The 16782-nt window shown below is 52.0% G+C and carries 14 protein-coding genes; 13 read left to right on the top strand and 1 reads right to left on the bottom strand.

The genetic code is table 11. The annotated features are described in order from the left end of the window. Positions 1 to 20: 20 nt before the first annotated feature. The 12 genes from gap (at position 21) to KNP68_RS06810 (ending at position 12871) form a co-directional block, all read left to right on the top strand. A complete protein-coding gene (gene gap, locus KNP68_RS06865) occupies positions 21 to 1028 on the top strand; it encodes a type I glyceraldehyde-3-phosphate dehydrogenase (protein WP_021065446.1) in 1008 nt (335 codons plus the stop codon). A gap of 98 nt (positions 1029 to 1126) precedes the next feature. Beyond that, a complete protein-coding gene (locus KNP68_RS06860) occupies positions 1127 to 2311 on the top strand; it encodes a phosphoglycerate kinase (protein ID WP_131472331.1) in 1185 nt (394 codons plus the stop codon). A gap of 18 nt (positions 2312 to 2329) precedes the next feature. Then, a complete protein-coding gene (gene tpiA / locus KNP68_RS06855) occupies positions 2330 to 3082 on the top strand; it encodes a triose-phosphate isomerase (protein WP_131437841.1) in 753 nt (250 codons plus the stop codon). Then, complete coding sequence (gene gpmI / locus KNP68_RS06850) at positions 3083 to 4621, top strand: 2,3-bisphosphoglycerate-independent phosphoglycerate mutase (RefSeq protein ID WP_021065449.1); 1539 nt, start codon at positions 3083 to 3085, stop codon at positions 4619 to 4621. It begins immediately after the preceding gene. Positions 4622 to 4658: 37 nt separating this feature from the next. Then, positions 4659 to 5951 (top strand): phosphopyruvate hydratase, encoded by a 1293-nt coding sequence (gene eno, locus KNP68_RS06845; RefSeq protein ID WP_021065450.1) that lies wholly within the window; start codon positions 4659 to 4661, stop codon positions 5949 to 5951. A 337-nt stretch (positions 5952 to 6288) separates the two neighbouring features. Then, positions 6289 to 7086, top strand: coding sequence for a phosphotransferase (locus KNP68_RS06840; protein WP_214799128.1), 798 nt, complete (start codon positions 6289 to 6291; stop codon positions 7084 to 7086). Positions 7087 to 7338: 252 nt separating this feature from the next. After that, complete coding sequence (gene galU, locus KNP68_RS06835; protein ID WP_214799126.1) at positions 7339 to 8220, top strand: UTP--glucose-1-phosphate uridylyltransferase GalU; 882 nt, start codon at positions 7339 to 7341, stop codon at positions 8218 to 8220. Between the two features lie 21 nt (positions 8221 to 8241). After that, positions 8242 to 9450 carry a glycosyltransferase family 4 protein gene (locus tag KNP68_RS06830; protein ID WP_251130877.1) on the top strand — a complete coding sequence of 403 codons (1209 nt, stop codon included), beginning with the start codon at positions 8242 to 8244 and terminating at the stop codon, positions 9448 to 9450. Beyond that, complete coding sequence (locus KNP68_RS06825; protein ID WP_214756739.1) at positions 9447 to 10787, top strand: glycosyltransferase; 1341 nt, start codon at positions 9447 to 9449, stop codon at positions 10785 to 10787. Before KNP68_RS06830 ends, KNP68_RS06825 begins: the two co-directional genes overlap by 4 nt. A 55-nt stretch (positions 10788 to 10842) precedes the next feature. Beyond that, positions 10843 to 11730 carry a YitT family protein gene (locus KNP68_RS06820; RefSeq protein ID WP_131472337.1) on the top strand — a complete coding sequence of 296 codons (888 nt, stop codon included), beginning with the start codon at positions 10843 to 10845 and terminating at the stop codon, positions 11728 to 11730. A gap of 73 nt (positions 11731 to 11803) precedes the next feature. Beyond that, a complete protein-coding gene (secG, locus tag KNP68_RS06815; RefSeq protein WP_012726902.1) occupies positions 11804 to 12028 on the top strand; it encodes a preprotein translocase subunit SecG in 225 nt (74 codons plus the stop codon). Positions 12029 to 12130: 102 nt separating this feature from the next. Further along, on the top strand, positions 12131 to 12871 hold the full coding sequence (locus KNP68_RS06810) for an alpha/beta hydrolase (protein ID WP_214799125.1): 741 nt from the start codon (positions 12131 to 12133) through the stop codon (positions 12869 to 12871). 118 nt (positions 12872 to 12989) lie between these two features. Here KNP68_RS06810 and tnpB read toward each other — a convergent pair whose 3' ends face one another. Next, entirely contained in the window at positions 12990 to 14087 is a 1098-nt protein-coding gene (gene tnpB / locus KNP68_RS06805) for an IS200/IS605 family element RNA-guided endonuclease TnpB (RefSeq protein WP_214799123.1), read from the bottom strand. 258 nt (positions 14088 to 14345) lie between these two features. On the opposite strand from tnpB, the gene rnr reads away from it, so the two are divergent. Further along, positions 14346 to 16748 (top strand): ribonuclease R, encoded by a 2403-nt coding sequence (rnr, locus tag KNP68_RS06800; RefSeq protein ID WP_214799120.1) that lies wholly within the window; start codon positions 14346 to 14348, stop codon positions 16746 to 16748. Positions 16749 to 16782: the final 34 nt, after the last annotated feature.

Genomic DNA, 16782 nt, shown 5'->3' with positions numbered 1-16782 from the left:
CCCTAAGGAGGAAATTAACTATGGCAGTAAAAGTTGGTATTAACGGATTTGGACGTATTGGTCGTTTGGCATTCCGCGAGATCATCAAAAACGAAGGAATCGAAGTTGTTGCAATCAACGACTTGACTGACACGAAGATGCTTGCTCACCTTCTCAAGTACGACACGACTCAAGGTCGTTTCGACGGAGACGTTGAAGTACACGACGATCACTTCCTCGTTAACGGCGAGAAAGTCATCACACTTGCTAACCGTAACCCAGAAGAACTTCCATGGGGCGAGCTCGGTGTTGACATCGTACTCGAATGTACTGGATTCTTCACAGACAAAGAAAAAGCGGAGCTTCACTTGAAAGCTGGCGCGAAAAAAGTTGTCATCTCGGCTCCAGCTACAGGTGACATGAAAACTGTCGTTTATAACACAAACCACGACATCCTCGATGGTACAGAGACAGTAATCTCTGGTGCTTCATGTACGACAAACTGCTTGGCGCCAATGGCTAAAGTTCTCCAAGACCAGTTCGGAATCATCGAAGGTCTTATGACAACAATCCACGCTTACACAGGCGACCAAAACACACTTGACGCTCCACACCCGAAAGGCGACTTCCGTCGTGCACGTGCAGCAGCAGCGAACATCGTACCGAACACAACTGGTGCGGCTAAAGCAATCGGCCTCGTTATCCCAGAACTTCAAGGTAAACTTGACGGTGCGGCACAACGTGTACCAGTTGCTACAGGTTCACTCACAGAGCTCGTAACAGTTCTTGAGAAAACTGTATCTGTTGACGAAATCAACGCAGCAATGAAAGCAGCAGCGAACGAGTCTTACGGTTACACTGAAGACGAAATCGTATCTTCTGACATCGTCGGAATCACTTACGGTTCACTCTTCGATGCAACACAAACTAAAGTAATGACAGTTGGCGACAAGCAACTCGTTAAGACAGTTTCTTGGTACGACAACGAAATGTCTTACACTGCACAATTGGTTCGCACACTCAAGCACTTCGCTGAAATCGCGAAGTAAGTTCGTGAACTAAATAGAATCAAATAGGAGCGGAAACAAGAGATTGTTCTCCGCTCTATTTATGAAATTGACACGCACGACATATGGAGGCGAAGGTTATGAACAAACAGTCTATTCGTGACATCGATGTAAAAGGGAAACGCGTCTTTTGCCGCGTTGACTTCAACGTTCCACTCAAAGATGGCGTCATTCAAGATGAAACGCGGATTCAAGCGGCACTTCCAACGATCAAGCACTTGATCGACGGCGGCGCGAAAGTCATTTTGGCGAGCCACCTCGGCCGTCCAAAAGGCGAGAAGAACCTCGAGTTCTCACTCGCACCGGTCGCAACACGTCTCGCTGAACTTCTCGGCAAAGAAGTACCCCTCGTCGAAGAGGCGTACGGTCCAGTCGCAGAAGAAGCCGTTTCAAAACTTGGTGAAGGTGACGTCGTCGTTCTCGAGAACGTCCGTTTCTACCCTGGTGAAACGAAAAACGATCCAGAACTCGCGAAAGGTTTCGCGGCACTCGCTGATATCTTCGTCAACGACGCGTTCGGTGCGGCTCACCGTGCCCACGCTTCGACAGAAGGCATCGCGCACCACGTCGACCACGCGGTTGCTGGTTTCTTGATGGAGAAAGAACTTGAAGTCCTCGGCAAGGCACTCTCGAATCCAGACCGTCCGTTCACGGCGATTATCGGCGGATCGAAAGTTGCTGACAAGATTGGGGTCATCGACCACCTTCTTGACATCGTTGACACACTCATCATCGGTGGCGGTCTCTCGTACACGTTCTCGAAAGCACTCGGGCACGAAGTCGGAACGTCACTCCTTGAAGAAGACAAGCTCGACCTCGCTCGTCAATTCATGAAAAAAGCAGAAGACAAAGGCGTGAAGTTCTTGATGCCGGTCGACTGTGTCATTGCGAAAGAATTCGGCGAAGAGACATACGTCGGACCAGTCGATATCGACTCGATCCCTGCGGATCACATGGGTCTTGATATCGGACCGAAGACAGTCGAAATTTACGCGGAAGCGATTCGCGAATCGAAACTTGTCGTTTGGAACGGACCGATGGGCGTATTCGAACTCGATAAGTACGCTAACGGAACGAAAGGTGTCGCTCAAGCACTCGCAGACAGCGACGCATACTCAATCATCGGTGGTGGTGACTCAGCCGCGGCAGCAGCCAAGTTCGGCCTTGCTGACCAAATGAGCCACATCTCGACTGGTGGCGGCGCTTCACTCGAATTCATGGAAGGCAAGAAACTTCCAGGCGTCGAAGCGTTGAACGACAAGTAAAACAGAGGAGGGTTATCGATGCGTAAACCGATTATTGCAGGTAACTGGAAAATGAACAAAACACTCTCGGAAGCCGTCGCTTTCGTAGAGGAAGTTAAAAACAATATCCCGTCAACGGACAAAGTTGACGCGGCGATTGGTGCACCAGCAGTATTCTTGGCCCCAATGGTAGAAGCGGCTAAAGGATCGAACTTGAAACTCAGTGCACAAAACATGTACGACAAAGACAGCGGGGCATACACAGGCGAAATCAGCCCGGCCATGGTCGCTGACCTCGGCGTGACATATGTCATCCTTGGACACTCAGAGCGTCGCGAATACTTCGGCGAATCAGATGCGTTCATCAACAGCAAAACGAAAAAAGCGTTCGAACACGGTCTTACGCCAATCGTTTGCGTCGGTGAGACATTGGAAGAGCGCGAAGGCGGCAAGTTCGAAGACGTCATCAAGACGCAAGTCGAAGGTGGCCTCGCGGACCTTTCTGCTGACCAAGTCAAACAACTCGTCATCGCGTACGAGCCAGTTTGGGCAATCGGCACTGGTAAATCAGCGGACGAAGCAGACGCGCAAAGCTCATGCAAATATGTTCGTGACGTGGTAAAAGGTCTTTACGGTGAAGACGTGGCGGCTGCGGTTCGCATCCAATACGGCGGTTCTGTAAAACCTGAGAACATCAAGGAGTATATGGCACAAGAAGACATCGACGGCGCACTCGTCGGCGGTGCTTCACTTGAAGCTGCTTCGTTCCTCAAGTTGTTGGAGGCGATTTAAATGGCAAGACCAGTCGCCCTCATCATCTTGGATGGTTTTGGAATGCGGAACGAGACGTTCGGTAATGCGGTCGCTGCGGCGAACAAACCGAACTTCGACCGCTTCTGGGAGCAGTATCCACATACGCTCTTGAACGCGAAAGGCGAGTACGTCGGCCTTCCGGAAGGTCAGATGGGGAACTCGGAAGTCGGTCACTTGAACATCGGTGCCGGCCGGGTCGTCTATCAGTCACTTTCACGCGTCAACAACTCCATCAAAGACCGTTCACTCTTCGACCGCCAAGCGATGAACCACTTGGCCGGACATGTGAAAAAGTATGATTCGAGCCTCCACATCATGGGCCTCGTCTCAGACGGTGGGATTCACTCTCACATCAACCACATGTACGCCATCGTCGAGTTTGCAAAACTTCATGGTATCGAAAAAGTATTCATTCACGCTTTCACGGACGGCCGTGACTGTGATCCGAAATCAGGCGCTGGCTTCCTCGAACAAACGGAAGCGAAGCTCGCTGAACTCGGACTCGGTCAAGTCGCTAGCGTGTCTGGACGTTACTATGCCATGGACCGCGACAACCGTTGGGAACGCGTCGAGAAAGTATACGACGTGCTCGTCAACGCGAAAGGCGAAGTCGGCACGAATGCAGTCGACGTTCTTAAACAGTCGTATGCAGACGGCTTAACGGATGAATTCGTTCTTCCGACGGTCATCGAGAAAGACGGTCAACCGATTGCGACGATTAAAGACAACGACGCAATCATGTTCTTCAACTTCCGTCCGGACCGGGCGATTGAACTTGCGAAAGTGTTCAAAGAGAAGACCGGCTTCAAAGGCTTCGAACTTTCGAGCGCACATCCAGAGAACATCTTACTCGTCTCGATGACGAAATTCTCGGATGAAATCGACACGGACATCGTCTTCCCACCAGAAGATTTGAAAAACACGCTCGGTGAGACTCTCGCCGCGCAAGGGTACAAACAGCTCCGCGCTGCGGAAACTGAGAAATACCCGCACGTCACGTTCTTCTTGAACGGACAACAAGAAACACCGTTCGAAGGTGAAGATCGTTTCCTCGTACCGTCACCGAAAGTGGCAACGTACGACTTGAAGCCAGAAATGAGCGCATACGAGCTCACGGAAGGTCTTCTCGAACGGATCGAATCGGACACGTATGACGCGTATATCATCAACTACGCGAACCCGGACATGGTCGGCCATTCCGGTATGCTCGAACCGACGAAGAAAGCTGTCGAAGTCGTCGACGAATGCCTCGGTAAAGTAGTGGACGCACTCATTGCCAAAGGCGGCGCGGCGATCATCACGGCGGACCACGGGAACGCTGACCTTGTCACGAACCCGGACGGCTCACCGATGACGGCACACACGACGGAACCAGTACCATGTATCGTCACGAAAGAAGGGGTGGAACTGAAACCAGTTCTAGAAGGCGCCTTGTGCGACCTCGCCCCGACGCTCCTTCACCTTCTCGGTGGAGAGCAACCGGCCGAAATGACCGGCACATCAATCGTCACGAAGTAACTCAAAAAACTTTCCAAACAAAAAGGAGCGAATTTTCATGTCAATGATTACAGAAATTTACGCACGCGAGATTTTGGATTCACGCGGTAACCCAACAATCGAAGTAGAAGTCTTCACAGAAGACGGCGGTTTCGGCCGTGCCCTCGTCCCATCAGGCGCATCAACTGGTGAGCACGAAGCAGTTGAACTCCGTGATGGCGACAAGTCACGTTACCTTGGTAAAGGCGTACTCAAAGCCGTTGCTAACGTAAACGACACAATCGCACCAGAACTCATCGGCTACGATGTATTCGACCAAAACGCACTCGATAAGAAAATGATCGAGCTCGACGGTACGAAAAACAAAGGTAAACTCGGCGCAAACGCGATCCTTGGTGTCTCTATGGCAGCAGCACACGCAGCAGCAGACGAGCTCGGCCTTCCACTTTACACGTACCTCGGTGGATTCAACGCGAAGACGCTTCCAACTCCAATGATGAACATCATCAACGGTGGTTCGCACGCTGACAACAACGTTGACTTCCAAGAGTTCATGATCATGCCTGTTGGCGCGCCAACGTTCCGCGAAGCGCTCCGCATGGGTGCAGAAGTATTCCACGCCCTCAAATCAGTTCTTTCTGGTATGGGTCTTAACACAGCTGTCGGTGACGAAGGTGGTTTCGCACCAAACCTTAAGTCTAACGAAGAAGCGATCACAGTTATCCTTGAAGCGATCGAAAAAGCTGGTTACAAAGCTGGCGAAGACATCTACCTCGCAATGGACGTTGCGTCTTCTGAGTTCTACGACAAGTCGACTGGCAAGTACGAACTCGCTGGCGAAGGCAAGTCAATGACAACTGCTGAGCTCGTAGACTTCTACGCTGAGCTCGTAAGCAAATACCCAATCATCTCAATCGAAGACGGTTGCGACGAAAACGACTGGGACGGCTTCAAATTGCTCACTGACAAAATCGGTGACAAAGTTCAGCTCGTAGGGGATGACCTCTTCGTAACGAACACTGAGAAATTGGCTGAAGGTATCGAAAAAGGAATCTCGAACTCGATCCTCATCAAAGTTAACCAAATCGGTACGCTCACAGAAACATTCGACGCGATCGAAATGGCTAAAAAAGCTGGTTACACAGCTGTTATCTCACACCGTTCTGGTGAAACAGAAGATGCGACGATCGCGGACATCGCTGTTGCGACAAACGCTGGTCAAATCAAAACTGGTTCGCTCTCGCGTACAGACCGTATCGCGAAGTACAACCAACTTCTCCGCATCGAAGACATGCTCGGCGATGTAGCGAAATACGACGGTATCAAGTCGTTCTACAACCTCAAAAAATAATTGATTGTTTCAGGTCCGCCTCGTGCGGGCCTGTTTTTTTTGTTGGTGGATCAGACGTTCATCAGACGGTGGGACGCTTTCCTGGGGTGATGCGGATGCCTCCGCAGCGCATGCGCGCTTTACGGGGTCATCCTTGCATCACTCTCCCCAAGGAGTCGCCCACCGTCTGATTCAGTCGCGCACCAATCTAAGATTTTGCAAGAGTCGACACTGAATGTATGTATATTGCGAGATACTCCTGTCCAAGTGGCACCGATGCTCTGTGTCGAGCTTCCTCGTCATCGACACCCCGTGTTGCTGTATACTGAACGTGACTGATGAAGAATGGGGGGATTGGATGGACCAATCGAATGAGCAAGAGGAGAGGTTGAGCGGGGGGAACGTGTCGACCGTCTACAAAAAGGGGAATCATGTCTATCGCACGCAGAAAGAGGTAAGTGCGAATGTCCATTGGTTGTTAAAACATTTGGAGGCGAAGGGGATATCGGGCGTGCCGCGATTTGTCGGGGAGGATGAACAGGACCGGGAGATTTTGACGTACCTCGAAGGGGAGACGGCCGATTATCCGTTGAAAGCCTACATGTGGTCAGATGAGGCGATTCAAGACGCCGCTCGACTGATGCGTCAGCTGCATGACGCGACCACGGATGTCGAGTGGCCGTCTGACTGGCAACCGCTCGACCATACGCCAAAACCGTTTGAAGTGATTTGCCACAACGACTTCGCCGTCTACAATACGATTTTCCATGACGGGAAAGTGACAGGGGTCATCGACTTTGATTTGGCCGCACCGGGTCCACGCGCTTGGGATATTGTATATGCGCTTTATACGTTCGTCCCGCTCAGCCGGCGTCATCAAGCCGAGTCGGGTGAAGTTGTTCACTATGAGGCGAAGCGCGATGATGGGACGTACAAACGACGAGTCGCTCTCTTCTTGAAAGCATACGGCTGGGAAGAATCGACAACAGAGTTGCTGACGATGTTGCTGTTACGAATCGATGCGCTCTGTCGATTGATGAAACGGAAAGCGGCGGAAGGGGATGTCGCGTTCCAACACATGATCGATGACGGGCACTATGACCATTATCAAGAAGAGTACCGGTTCATCGAGGTGCATGGACGGAAGTGGTTCTAAGAAAGGTTGAGACGGACGCTTGTCGAGTGCTCATTCCGGGAATAGAAGAGTGTAGGTGAAAGGAGGCGTTCGTCATGATGATCAGCGGTTTTCTCCTTCTTCTCATCGCGCTCGGTGTCGGTGGTTGGTTCCTGTATAAGTATATGGACGACCGGAAATGGTCGTGACGTGCGTCACGGCCGTTTTTTTGAGTGCGTGAACGCTTGAAAATTGGGTATAATCAGATACAGACTACAAAAAGGAGAGACGTCCATGACACGCGTACGGAAAGCCATCATCCCGGCCGCCGGGCTCGGTACCCGCTTCTTGCCGGCGACGAAGGCGATGCCAAAAGAGATGCTCCCGATCGTCAACAAACCGACGATCCAATTCATCGTGGAAGAAGCCGTCGCTTCCGGCATCGAGGACATCATCATCGTGACCGGGAAGAACAAGCGCGCCATCGAGGACCATTTCGACCGGGCCATCGAACTCGAACAGAACCTTGAGTCAAAAGGCAAGATCGAGCTCCTCGAGTCGGTGCGCCACTCGTCGAACCTCGCCAATATCCACTACATACGGCAACAGGAGCCGAAAGGGCTCGGCCACGCGATTTGGTGTGCCCGCAAGTTCATCGGCGATGAACCGTTCGCGGTCCTGCTCGGGGACGACATCATCGAGGCAGACGTGCCGGCGACGAAGCAATTGATTGACCAGTACGAGCAGTATGAGCGTTCGATTATCGGGGTGCAGCGCGTCCCGTATGAAATGACGAATCGATATGGTATAATTGACCCGCTTGCCGTCGAAGGGAAGCTGATCCCGGTCCGGACGTTCGTTGAGAAACCGGCTGTCGGAGAAGCCCCATCGAACCTCGCCATCCTCGGCCGCTACATTTTGACGCCGGACGTCTTCGAGGCGTTGTCGGCGCAAGAAATCGGGACGGGCGGCGAGATCCAACTGACGGACGCCATCGCCCGCTTGAACGAGGTGGAGACCGTCTTCGCCTATGAATTTGACGGGCGTCGCTATGACGTTGGGGAACCGATCGGCTTCATCGAAGCGACGATTGCCCATGCGCTCTGCGACCCAGATTTAAAAGCCAACGTCCACACGCTCTTGAAGCGCTTCGTGGACGAACTCGAACAACAGTAAGGTGTGTTATTTTTGAAAACAATGTTAATGGTCTGTCAAAACTATTATCCGGAAATCGGCAGTGCCGGGAACCGGATGCAAAATATTACGCATCTCATGAAAGAACGCGGTTACGACGTGGAGGTCATCACGGCCGCCCCGTCGTATCCGAACTTCAACTTGTATAAAGACGACCGCTTCTGGAACGACAAGGCGCTCAACAACCAACCGTTCATCAAGCGTCTCATCACGAAGAAACGCAAGCATACGTCGAACATGGTGAGCCGGCTCGCTTTGTTTTTGGAACAGATGATTAAAGGCGTCGCTGCCGTCCAAAAGCTCGACTCGAAACCGGATGTCGTCTTTGCGACGACCCCGTCTTTTTTTATGGCGTTCGTCGGTGTGTATGCGAAACGGAAGTATGGCGTCCCGTTCATCTTGGACGTCCGTGACCTCTGGCCGGAGTCGGTGAAAGGCGTCGGTGTGTTCAAACACGACTGGATGCTCGCCCCGGCGTTTTGGTTTGAGAAGCGGCTCTATAAGGCGGCCGATGAAATCATCATCAACTCGGAAGGGTTCCGCAGCTATCTGCGCCAACGTGGCGTCGACAACGACATGATTCACTATATGCCGAACTCGATTCGAGAGAGCGAGCGCAACCTCGAGCGGACCGTCCCTGAGGACGACCGGATGGAGATTCTGTACGCCGGGAACATGGGCCTCGCCCAAGACGTATCGCTCTTGCTCGAGCTTGCAGAACGATTCCGTGACGAGCCGCGCGTGCATTTCAAGTTGATCGGCTATGGATACCGGAAGAACGAATTGAAAGACATGATTAAAGCCCGCGGTTTCAAGAACTTCCTCTTCCTCGAGGCGATGCCTCGGACGGAGGCGTTCCAAGCCATCAAGAACGCGGACGTCGCGTTCGTCAGCTTGATTGAGCAAGAAGTGTTCGATACGGTCATCCCGGGTAAATTGATTGATTATATGGCGGTCGGTAAACCGATCGTCGCGGCGGTGTCAGGCCATGCGGCGAATGTCATCGAAGCGGCCGAGGTCGGTTACGTGTCACGGAAGCGTGACATCAACGAGATCGAGCTCATGCTCCGGAAACTGCTCGAACGTCCCGACTTACGCGAGAAATACGGCGTGAACGGGATCCGTTATGTGAAAGACAATCTGTGTTGGGAAAACAACATACACGTCCTCGAAGACGTGATAGAAAAAGTAACGATGGAGGAAACACGATGAAGTCAGTATGTATGTTTGTATGGAACCATTTTACGAATGATGCGCGCGTCTTGCGCGAATGCTCGGCGCTCGCCGAGGCGGGCTATGAAGTCGATTTGATCGCGCTCCAAGACCCGAAAAATCCGTCGCTCCCGAAAGAGGAGATGCGTCCGGAAGGATTCCGCGTCATCCGTGTCAAACGTCAGCCGTCGATTCTCGCCAACGGGATGAAGGCGCTCAAATCGGTCCGCACATGGGTCAGCGCGAAGAAGACGCGTCAACTCGGTGCCGGACTCGTCGGCGTAGGACTGCTCGTCCTCGCACCACTGACGATGCTCGGACTCGGTGCGGCAGCGGGTGCGATTTTGTTCCCACCGGTGCGTAAAAACATCGTCAACGCGAGCGCGATGCTCGAGATGGTGTTCACTTCGACGAAGAAGTCGTACGATTTCTATCACGCCAACGACTTGAACACGCTCCCGCAGGCGTTGATCGCCGGGAAACTCGTCAACAAAGGCAAAATCGTCTACGATTCGCACGAAGTCCAGACGGACCGGACCGGTTACGGTTATATCCAAAGTAACCTCGAAGGCTGGCTCTTGCCATACGTCGACTCGATGATGGTCGAGAACCACACGCGCGCGGCGCACAACGAGGAACTCTACGGCTTCTATCCGTACGTGCTCCACAACTATCCGTTCTATCGTCCGCTCGACTTCACGCTCCGCAAAGACTTGCATGCGCTCCTCGACTTGCCGAAAGATGAAAAGATCCTCTTGTACCAAGGCGGCATTCAAGCCGGCCGCGGACTCGAGCAACTCATCCTCGCCGTCAAGGACTTCAACGAAGGCACGCTCGTCATGATCGGGGACGGGAAACTCAAGCCGGTGATCAAACAGATGATCGAGGACGAAGGCGTCAGCGACCGCGTCAAGATGATTGACAAAGTACCGGTCGAGGCGTTACCGTACTATACGATGAACGCGTATCTCGGTTTCCAAGTGTTGAACAACGTCTGCTTCAACCACTACTCGGCGTCATCGAACAAACTGTTCGAATATTTGATGGCCGAAGTACCGGTCGTCTCATGTGACTTCCCGGAAATCGAACGTGTCGTCGCCGGCAACGACGTCGGTGTCGTCGTCGATTCGCACGACCCACAATCGATCGCCGAAGGCGTCAACCGCCTGCTCGACGATCAAGCACTCTACGCCCGTGTCAAAGAGAACACGAAGACGGCGCGTGAGCAATATAACTGGGATTTGGAAAAAGAGGCACTCTTGAACGTCTACACGAACGTCGTGGACCGCAAGTTGCCGATTATGAAAGACGGTGCGCCAAAGCCAGTTCAACAGTAAGACTTAGACTGCGGCTTTGTGCCGCGGTCTTTTTTATATGGAAGGGGGACAACCAATGAAACGTCAACAACAACATCTATTGCGTCAACAAGTCTGGAAGAAGCTCCAATCGATTTCCTTGAAGGATATCGCCTGGATCGTCGCCGGCTCATTCATTCTCTCGTTCGGGGTGAACTACTTCACCGTCCCGAACGACTTCTCGGAAGGCGGCCTGCTCGGGGTCACCATCATCCTGTACTACATGTTCGGCTGGGACCTCGGGGTCACGTCGATTATCGGGAACGGGATTTTATTCATCGTCGGCTATAAGCTGCTCGACCGCCGGACGATGGTCTACTCGGTCGTCGCGGTCATCGCAACGTCGTTCTTCCTCAGCTTGACCCATGACTGGGGCAGCCCGGCCGAGGACAAACTACTCGCGGCGGTGTATGCCGGGATTATGATCGGGGTCGGCATCGGCATGGTGCTCCGCGTCGGCGGGACGACCGGGGGCGGGGTCATCATCGCCCGCCTCATGGAGCGCTACTTGCATATGAGCGTCGCTGTGTCGATGTTCATCATCGATGCGATCGTCGTCGGGGCGTCGGGCTTCATCCTCGGGGAGCAGGTCGTGCTCTATACGTTGATCGCCATCATCATCGGCTCGTGGGTCATCGACCTCGTCGCCGAAGGACTCAACATCCGTAAGGCCGTCACCATCATCAGTGACAAGCAAGAAGAGCTCGCCGTCGTGTTGACGGAGACGCTCGGCCGCTCGGCGACGATTATTCACGGTCACGGCTACTATACGAAGCAAGATAAGAACATGCTGTATATGATCGTCGACAAGCGCCAAGTCGGTCCACTCAAGAAAATCGTCGAAGTGACAGACCCACGTGCCTTCGTCGTCATCCACCAAGTGAAAGAGGTCATCGGGGAAGGGTTTAGCTACCCGTCCCGATAATTTGAAAGCTGGTGTTTTGACGCCAACTTCTATATAATAAGAAGCGTGTAAAAAGAAGGAGGAACTGACTACTATGCAAACGATCGCTACAATCAGCCTACTCGTCGTGGCTGTTTTATTGATTGTCGTCGTACTGCTCATGTCAGGTCGGTCGCAAGGTCTTGGGGCGATTGCAGGTGGCGCGGAGCAGTTGTTCGGCCGCCAGAAAGCGCGCGGCTTCGACGCTGTTTTGAACCGAACTGCAGCTGTACTAGGCACATTGTTTTTCATTTTAGGATTACTAGTCGCATCACTATGATGAAAGGCTGATCGTTCTCGATTTTCACGTGAGGCGGTCGGCTTTTGTTTTTTTCAATTATTTTTTGGGAATAATGGATTGTATGAGGAGATGACGTTAGCAATGAAGATTACAGCACCGAAACCGTTCTTCTTTGAAGGCGGACCACGTGCCGTGTTGATGTTACATGGCTTTACCGGATCGAGCGCGGATGTCCGCATGCTCGGTCGTTTCCTGCAAAAAGAAGGCTATACGTGCATGGGTCCCCAGTACCGGGGCCATGCCGTCCCGCCGGAAGAATTGCTTCAGTACGGACCGGCCGACTGGTGGGAAGACGTTTTGAACGCCTACCAATCGTTGAAAGATAAAGGCTATGAGGAGATTGCCGTCTGTGGCCTCTCGCTCGGAGGCGTCATGTCGCTGCGCCTCGCTTCGGAGGAAACCGTCAAAGGCGTCATCCCGATGTGTGCCCCGACCGGAATCGATGCCGAGGACCGGTTATACAAAGGAGTCAAAGCCTACGCTCGAGAATATAAATCTCGAGAAGAAAAATCACCTGAACAGATCGAACAGGAGATGGCGGACTTCAAACCGATGCCGACGCTCAAGGATCTCCGTGCCTTCGTCCGTGACACGACGACTAAACTAGAAGATATTTTCGTCCCGGCGCTCGTCGTTCAAGGGGCGAAAGATCAAATGGTCGATCCTGAATCTGCACACGAGATTTACGAGGCGATTAACGCGTTCCAAAAAGAGCTACTCATGTATGAGGAGTCGGGACACGTGATCACACTCGATAAAGAAAAAGAGAAACTGCACCAGGACGTGCTCGATTTTCTCGAAACGTTAGACTGGTCAGTGTGAACTACTCACTCAGTACTTGAAAGGCAAGATAAAGGGTGAGCTTCTTGGGAAGACCGTACTCTAATTAGCTACGGTTATAAACCAAGCTCGTTGGGCAGTTCCTGCCCTGAGATTTTATTCAGTGGTTTTTTGCCAATAGTAGTAAGTTTATGCTGGCATTAACATCTCGGTCGTGGTCTGCGCCACATGACGAGCATGTCCAAGTACGAACTCCGAGTGGTTTTTGGCCATCATCTTTTCCACAACAAGAACATATTTGCGTAGAAGCGAACCACTGGTCAGCTGTAATGAGAGTCCGACCGTAAAAAGTAGCTTTATATTTTAGTTGCCGGATAAACTCAGACCAGCTGGCATCACTAATAGATTTTGCTAAATGACTATCTTGAATCATATTTTTTGGCTTTAATGTCTCTATAACGATGACTTGGTTTTCGTCAACGATAGATTTTGATAATTTATGCAAAAAATCGTTACGTTGGTTCGCAATCTTCTCGTGTTTCTTTGCTAAAATCAATCTTGCTTTTTCTCGATTCTTGCTACCAACTTTTTTTCGAGACATCGCGCGTTGTGCTCTTTTGATTTTTTCTTCGGATTTTCGGAAAAAACGGGGGTTTATAACTTTCTTTGTAACTAAATTATCATTTGTCAGAATTGCAAAATGTTGAAGACCAAGATCAATTCCGACTAAGTGATTCCCGGGGGCTGACTCGATTTCTTGTTCAAGAATAAGAAGAGAGACAAAGAATTTTCTTGTCCTAGTCATTGAAATAGTGGCAGACCTAATAAGCCCATGAAAAAGTCGGTGTTGCTTAAATCGCACGAAACCAATTTTAGGAAGTCGAATCTTTTCCCCCTCGATGCGCACAGTTCCATGCTGATTATTAGTAGTATATGAGGCACGCGAATGTCGTTTGGTTTTAAACTTCGGGAAACCTCCTGAACCGGTAAAGAACTTTTCGAAAGCCTCATTCAAGTTTAGATTTGCATTTGCCAGTGCAAGACTATCAGCTTCACGAAGGAATGGAAACTCTGGTTTGTATGATGCTGGTGTCGGGAATTTCTGTTTAATACCTGGATTTTGTTTTGTCGCCTCATAAATTGCAATTCGGTCAGCGAGAAGACGATTATAAATAAATCGGGTACAACCTATTGTTTTCACAAAAAAAAGTGCCTGTGCTTCTGTGGGGTAGAGCCGATACTTGTAGGCTCTGAGCATATTGATTCCCTCCCTAACTTTGGACCGACATATAGTAACCGATGTGTTTATATAGTCTATTACCACGTGTTCAATTAGAAAAATCTAAACAATTTAAGAACTTTTGTTCGTCTTAAATATCACTTTGATTTATTTTTTCCTTTCTCATGAGTTATTAGAAATTAGAATTATGTATAAATTATTTTTGAGAAAAGATTTAAAAAAACTACAATAGAGAATAATGCTCTCTAAATTTCAGTAACAAAAGGAGGTGTCACGTTGAATTTACGTGAACAATTATTAGAAATCATCCAAGCCAGTGATAAAGCACTGACGGTGGACCAATTGACCGAGCGTCTTGCGCTCGAGTCGACGGATGCTTTTAAAGAACTCATCCGCACCTTGAACACCCTCGAAGAAGAGGGCTTAATCGGCCGCACACGGACGAACCGTTACGGGACGCTCGCCGTGCTCGGCCAAGCAGCGGGAATCATCTCGATTCACCAACGCGGCTTCGGCTTCTTATCGGTCGAAGGCGAGACGGAGGACGTGTTCCTTCCGCCCGACCAATTGAAAGACGTCTACCACGGGGACACGATCCTCGTCAAAAAACGCGAGGACAACCGCGGCAAGACCGAGGGCGTGCTCCTCAAAGTCTTGAAGCGCGGCTTGTCAGAGTTCGTCGGGACGTATACGCTCCCGAGCGGACGCCTCGACCAGTTCGCCTTCATCGAGCCGGATGACAAGCGCATCAACTTCTGGCCGGTCGTCAACCCGGACAAATCGCTCGGTGCCGTCGATGGCCATAAAGTCGTCGTTCGCATCACGAAATATCCGGACGGACGTTTCGCCGGAGCGTGTGACGTCGTCCGCATCATCGGACACAAGAACGACCCAGGCGTCGACATCTTGTCGATCGTCTATAAGCACGGCATCCCGACGGAGTTCCCGGAAGATGTCATCGACCAGGCGAACGCCGTGCCGGACGAGGCCGACGAGAAAGACTTCATGGGCCGTGTCGACCTTCGTAACGAGACGATCTTCACGATTGACGGCGAAGACGCGAAAGACTTGGACGATGCCGTCCACGTCAAGAAACTCGACAACGGCAACTATGAGCTCGGCGTCCATATCGCCGACGTGTCACACTACGTGACGGAAGGGTCACCGCTCGACGTCGAAGCGTTCGAACGGGGGACGAGTGTCTATCTCGTCGACCGCGTCATCCCGATGTTGCCGCACCGTCTCTCGAACGGAATCTGTTCGCTCAACCCGCACGTCAACCGTTTGACGCTCAGCTGTGTCATGGAGATTTCCCCGCAAAACGGGAAGGTCGTCAACCATGAGCTGTTCCCGAGTGTCATCAAGACGACGGAGCGGATGACGTATACGAACGTCCGTGAAATCATCGAACGCGATGACGAAGCGACGCTCGAACGGTACGAGCCGTACATCCCGTTGTTCGACCTGATGGCCGAACTCGCGGAAGTGCTCCGCACGCGCCGTAACTCGCGTGGTGCCATCAACTTCGATTTCGCCGAAGCGAAAGTCGTCGTCGATGAGGAAGGCAAACCAGCCGACATCGTCTTGCGTCCACGCTCGGTCGCCGAGAAGTTGATTGAGGAGTTCATGCTCGCGGCCAACGAGACGGTCGCCGAACACTTCCACAAGATGGACGTGCCGTTCATCTATCGTGTCCACGATAACCCGAAACCGGACAAGCTCGATTTCTTCTTCGATTTCGTCGCGAACTTCGGCGTGCATATCGAACGGTTCAAAGGCCAGAAGGTCGAACCGAAGACCCTTCAGAAGATTTTGAAGGCGATCTCGGGCGAACCGGAAGAGCCGGTCATCAGCACGATCATGCTCCGTTCAATGCAACAGGCGAAGTACGATGACGTCTCGCTCGGTCACTTCGGCCTCGCGACCGACTTCTATACGCACTTCACCTCGCCGATCCGTCGATACCCGGACTTGATCGTCCACCGTCTCATGCGCACGTACGTTTTCAACGGTGATGTGTCTGAGAAGACGATCGCCAAGTATGAGGACCGTCTCGACTCGATCGCCGAACAGGCTTCGAAACGCGAGCGTCGTTCGGTCGATGCCGAACGCGAGACGCAATCCTTGAAGAAAGCCGAGTACATGGAATCACGTCTCGGTGAAGAGTTCGACGGCGTCGTCAGCGGTGTCACGAACTTCGGAATGTTCATCGAGCTCCCGAACACGATTGAAGGACTCGTTCGTCTCCAGTCGATGGATGACTACTACCACTTCGACGAGTCGCAGCTCATGTTGCTCGGCGAGCGGACGAAACGTCAGTTCCGCATCGGTGACGCGGTGCGCGTCAAGGTCGACGCCGTCAACTTGGACGAGCGCACGATCGACTTCACCGTCGTCGGCATGCCGAAACGGGAACAGTCGCGCCGTCGCCAACCGACGACGATTAAAGCGACGGAAGGTCGTCCAAAGAAAGACGACAAAAAAGGCCGCGGCCGTGACGACAAACGTCCGAAGCGCGGCAAGCCGGGTAAACCAGGGAAACCAGGTCAAGCCGGCAAACCGTCCAAACCAGGCGAGAAGCCGAAGACGTCGCAAGGACGCTCGGCACTCGACTTGAAGAAGAAAGACGGTCAAAAACGAACAGGCGACGCCAAACGCGGAGCGAAGAAGCGTCGTTGATGGGAGGGGGCGACCCCTCCTCCATATTGAAGTA

This window comes from Exiguobacterium sp. s50, from assembly GCF_018618175.1.
GTDB lineage: Bacteria > Bacillota > Bacilli > Exiguobacteriales > Exiguobacteriaceae > Exiguobacterium > Exiguobacterium chiriqhucha.
This window is presented reverse-complemented; position numbering and strand designations above follow the sequence as displayed.

What these genes read in the sequence shown, in the direction of transcription:
- KNP68_RS06825 (WP_214756739.1), top strand. Translation starts at nt 9,447, where the DNA reads ATGAAGTCAGTATGTATGTTTGTATGGAACCATTTTACGAATGATGCG.
- galU (WP_214799126.1), top strand. Translation starts at nt 7,339, where the DNA reads ATGACACGCGTACGGAAAGCCATCATCCCGGCCGCCGGGCTCGGTACC.
- KNP68_RS06810 (WP_214799125.1), top strand. Translation starts at nt 12,131, where the DNA reads ATGAAGATTACAGCACCGAAACCGTTCTTCTTTGAAGGCGGACCACGT.
- gap (WP_021065446.1), top strand. Translation starts at nt 21, where the DNA reads ATGGCAGTAAAAGTTGGTATTAACGGATTTGGACGTATTGGTCGTTTG.
- KNP68_RS06860 (WP_131472331.1), top strand. Translation starts at nt 1,127, where the DNA reads ATGAACAAACAGTCTATTCGTGACATCGATGTAAAAGGGAAACGCGTC.
- tnpB (WP_214799123.1), bottom strand. Translation starts at nt 14,087, where the DNA reads ATGCTCAGAGCCTACAAGTATCGGCTCTACCCCACAGAAGCACAGGCA.
- KNP68_RS06840 (WP_214799128.1), top strand. Translation starts at nt 6,289, where the DNA reads ATGGACCAATCGAATGAGCAAGAGGAGAGGTTGAGCGGGGGGAACGTG.
- tpiA (WP_131437841.1), top strand. Translation starts at nt 2,330, where the DNA reads ATGCGTAAACCGATTATTGCAGGTAACTGGAAAATGAACAAAACACTC.
- eno (WP_021065450.1), top strand. Translation starts at nt 4,659, where the DNA reads ATGTCAATGATTACAGAAATTTACGCACGCGAGATTTTGGATTCACGC.
- KNP68_RS06830 (WP_251130877.1), top strand. Translation starts at nt 8,242, where the DNA reads ATGTTAATGGTCTGTCAAAACTATTATCCGGAAATCGGCAGTGCCGGG.
- KNP68_RS06820 (WP_131472337.1), top strand. Translation starts at nt 10,843, where the DNA reads ATGAAACGTCAACAACAACATCTATTGCGTCAACAAGTCTGGAAGAAG.
- secG (WP_012726902.1), top strand. Translation starts at nt 11,804, where the DNA reads ATGCAAACGATCGCTACAATCAGCCTACTCGTCGTGGCTGTTTTATTG.
- gpmI (WP_021065449.1), top strand. Translation starts at nt 3,083, where the DNA reads ATGGCAAGACCAGTCGCCCTCATCATCTTGGATGGTTTTGGAATGCGG.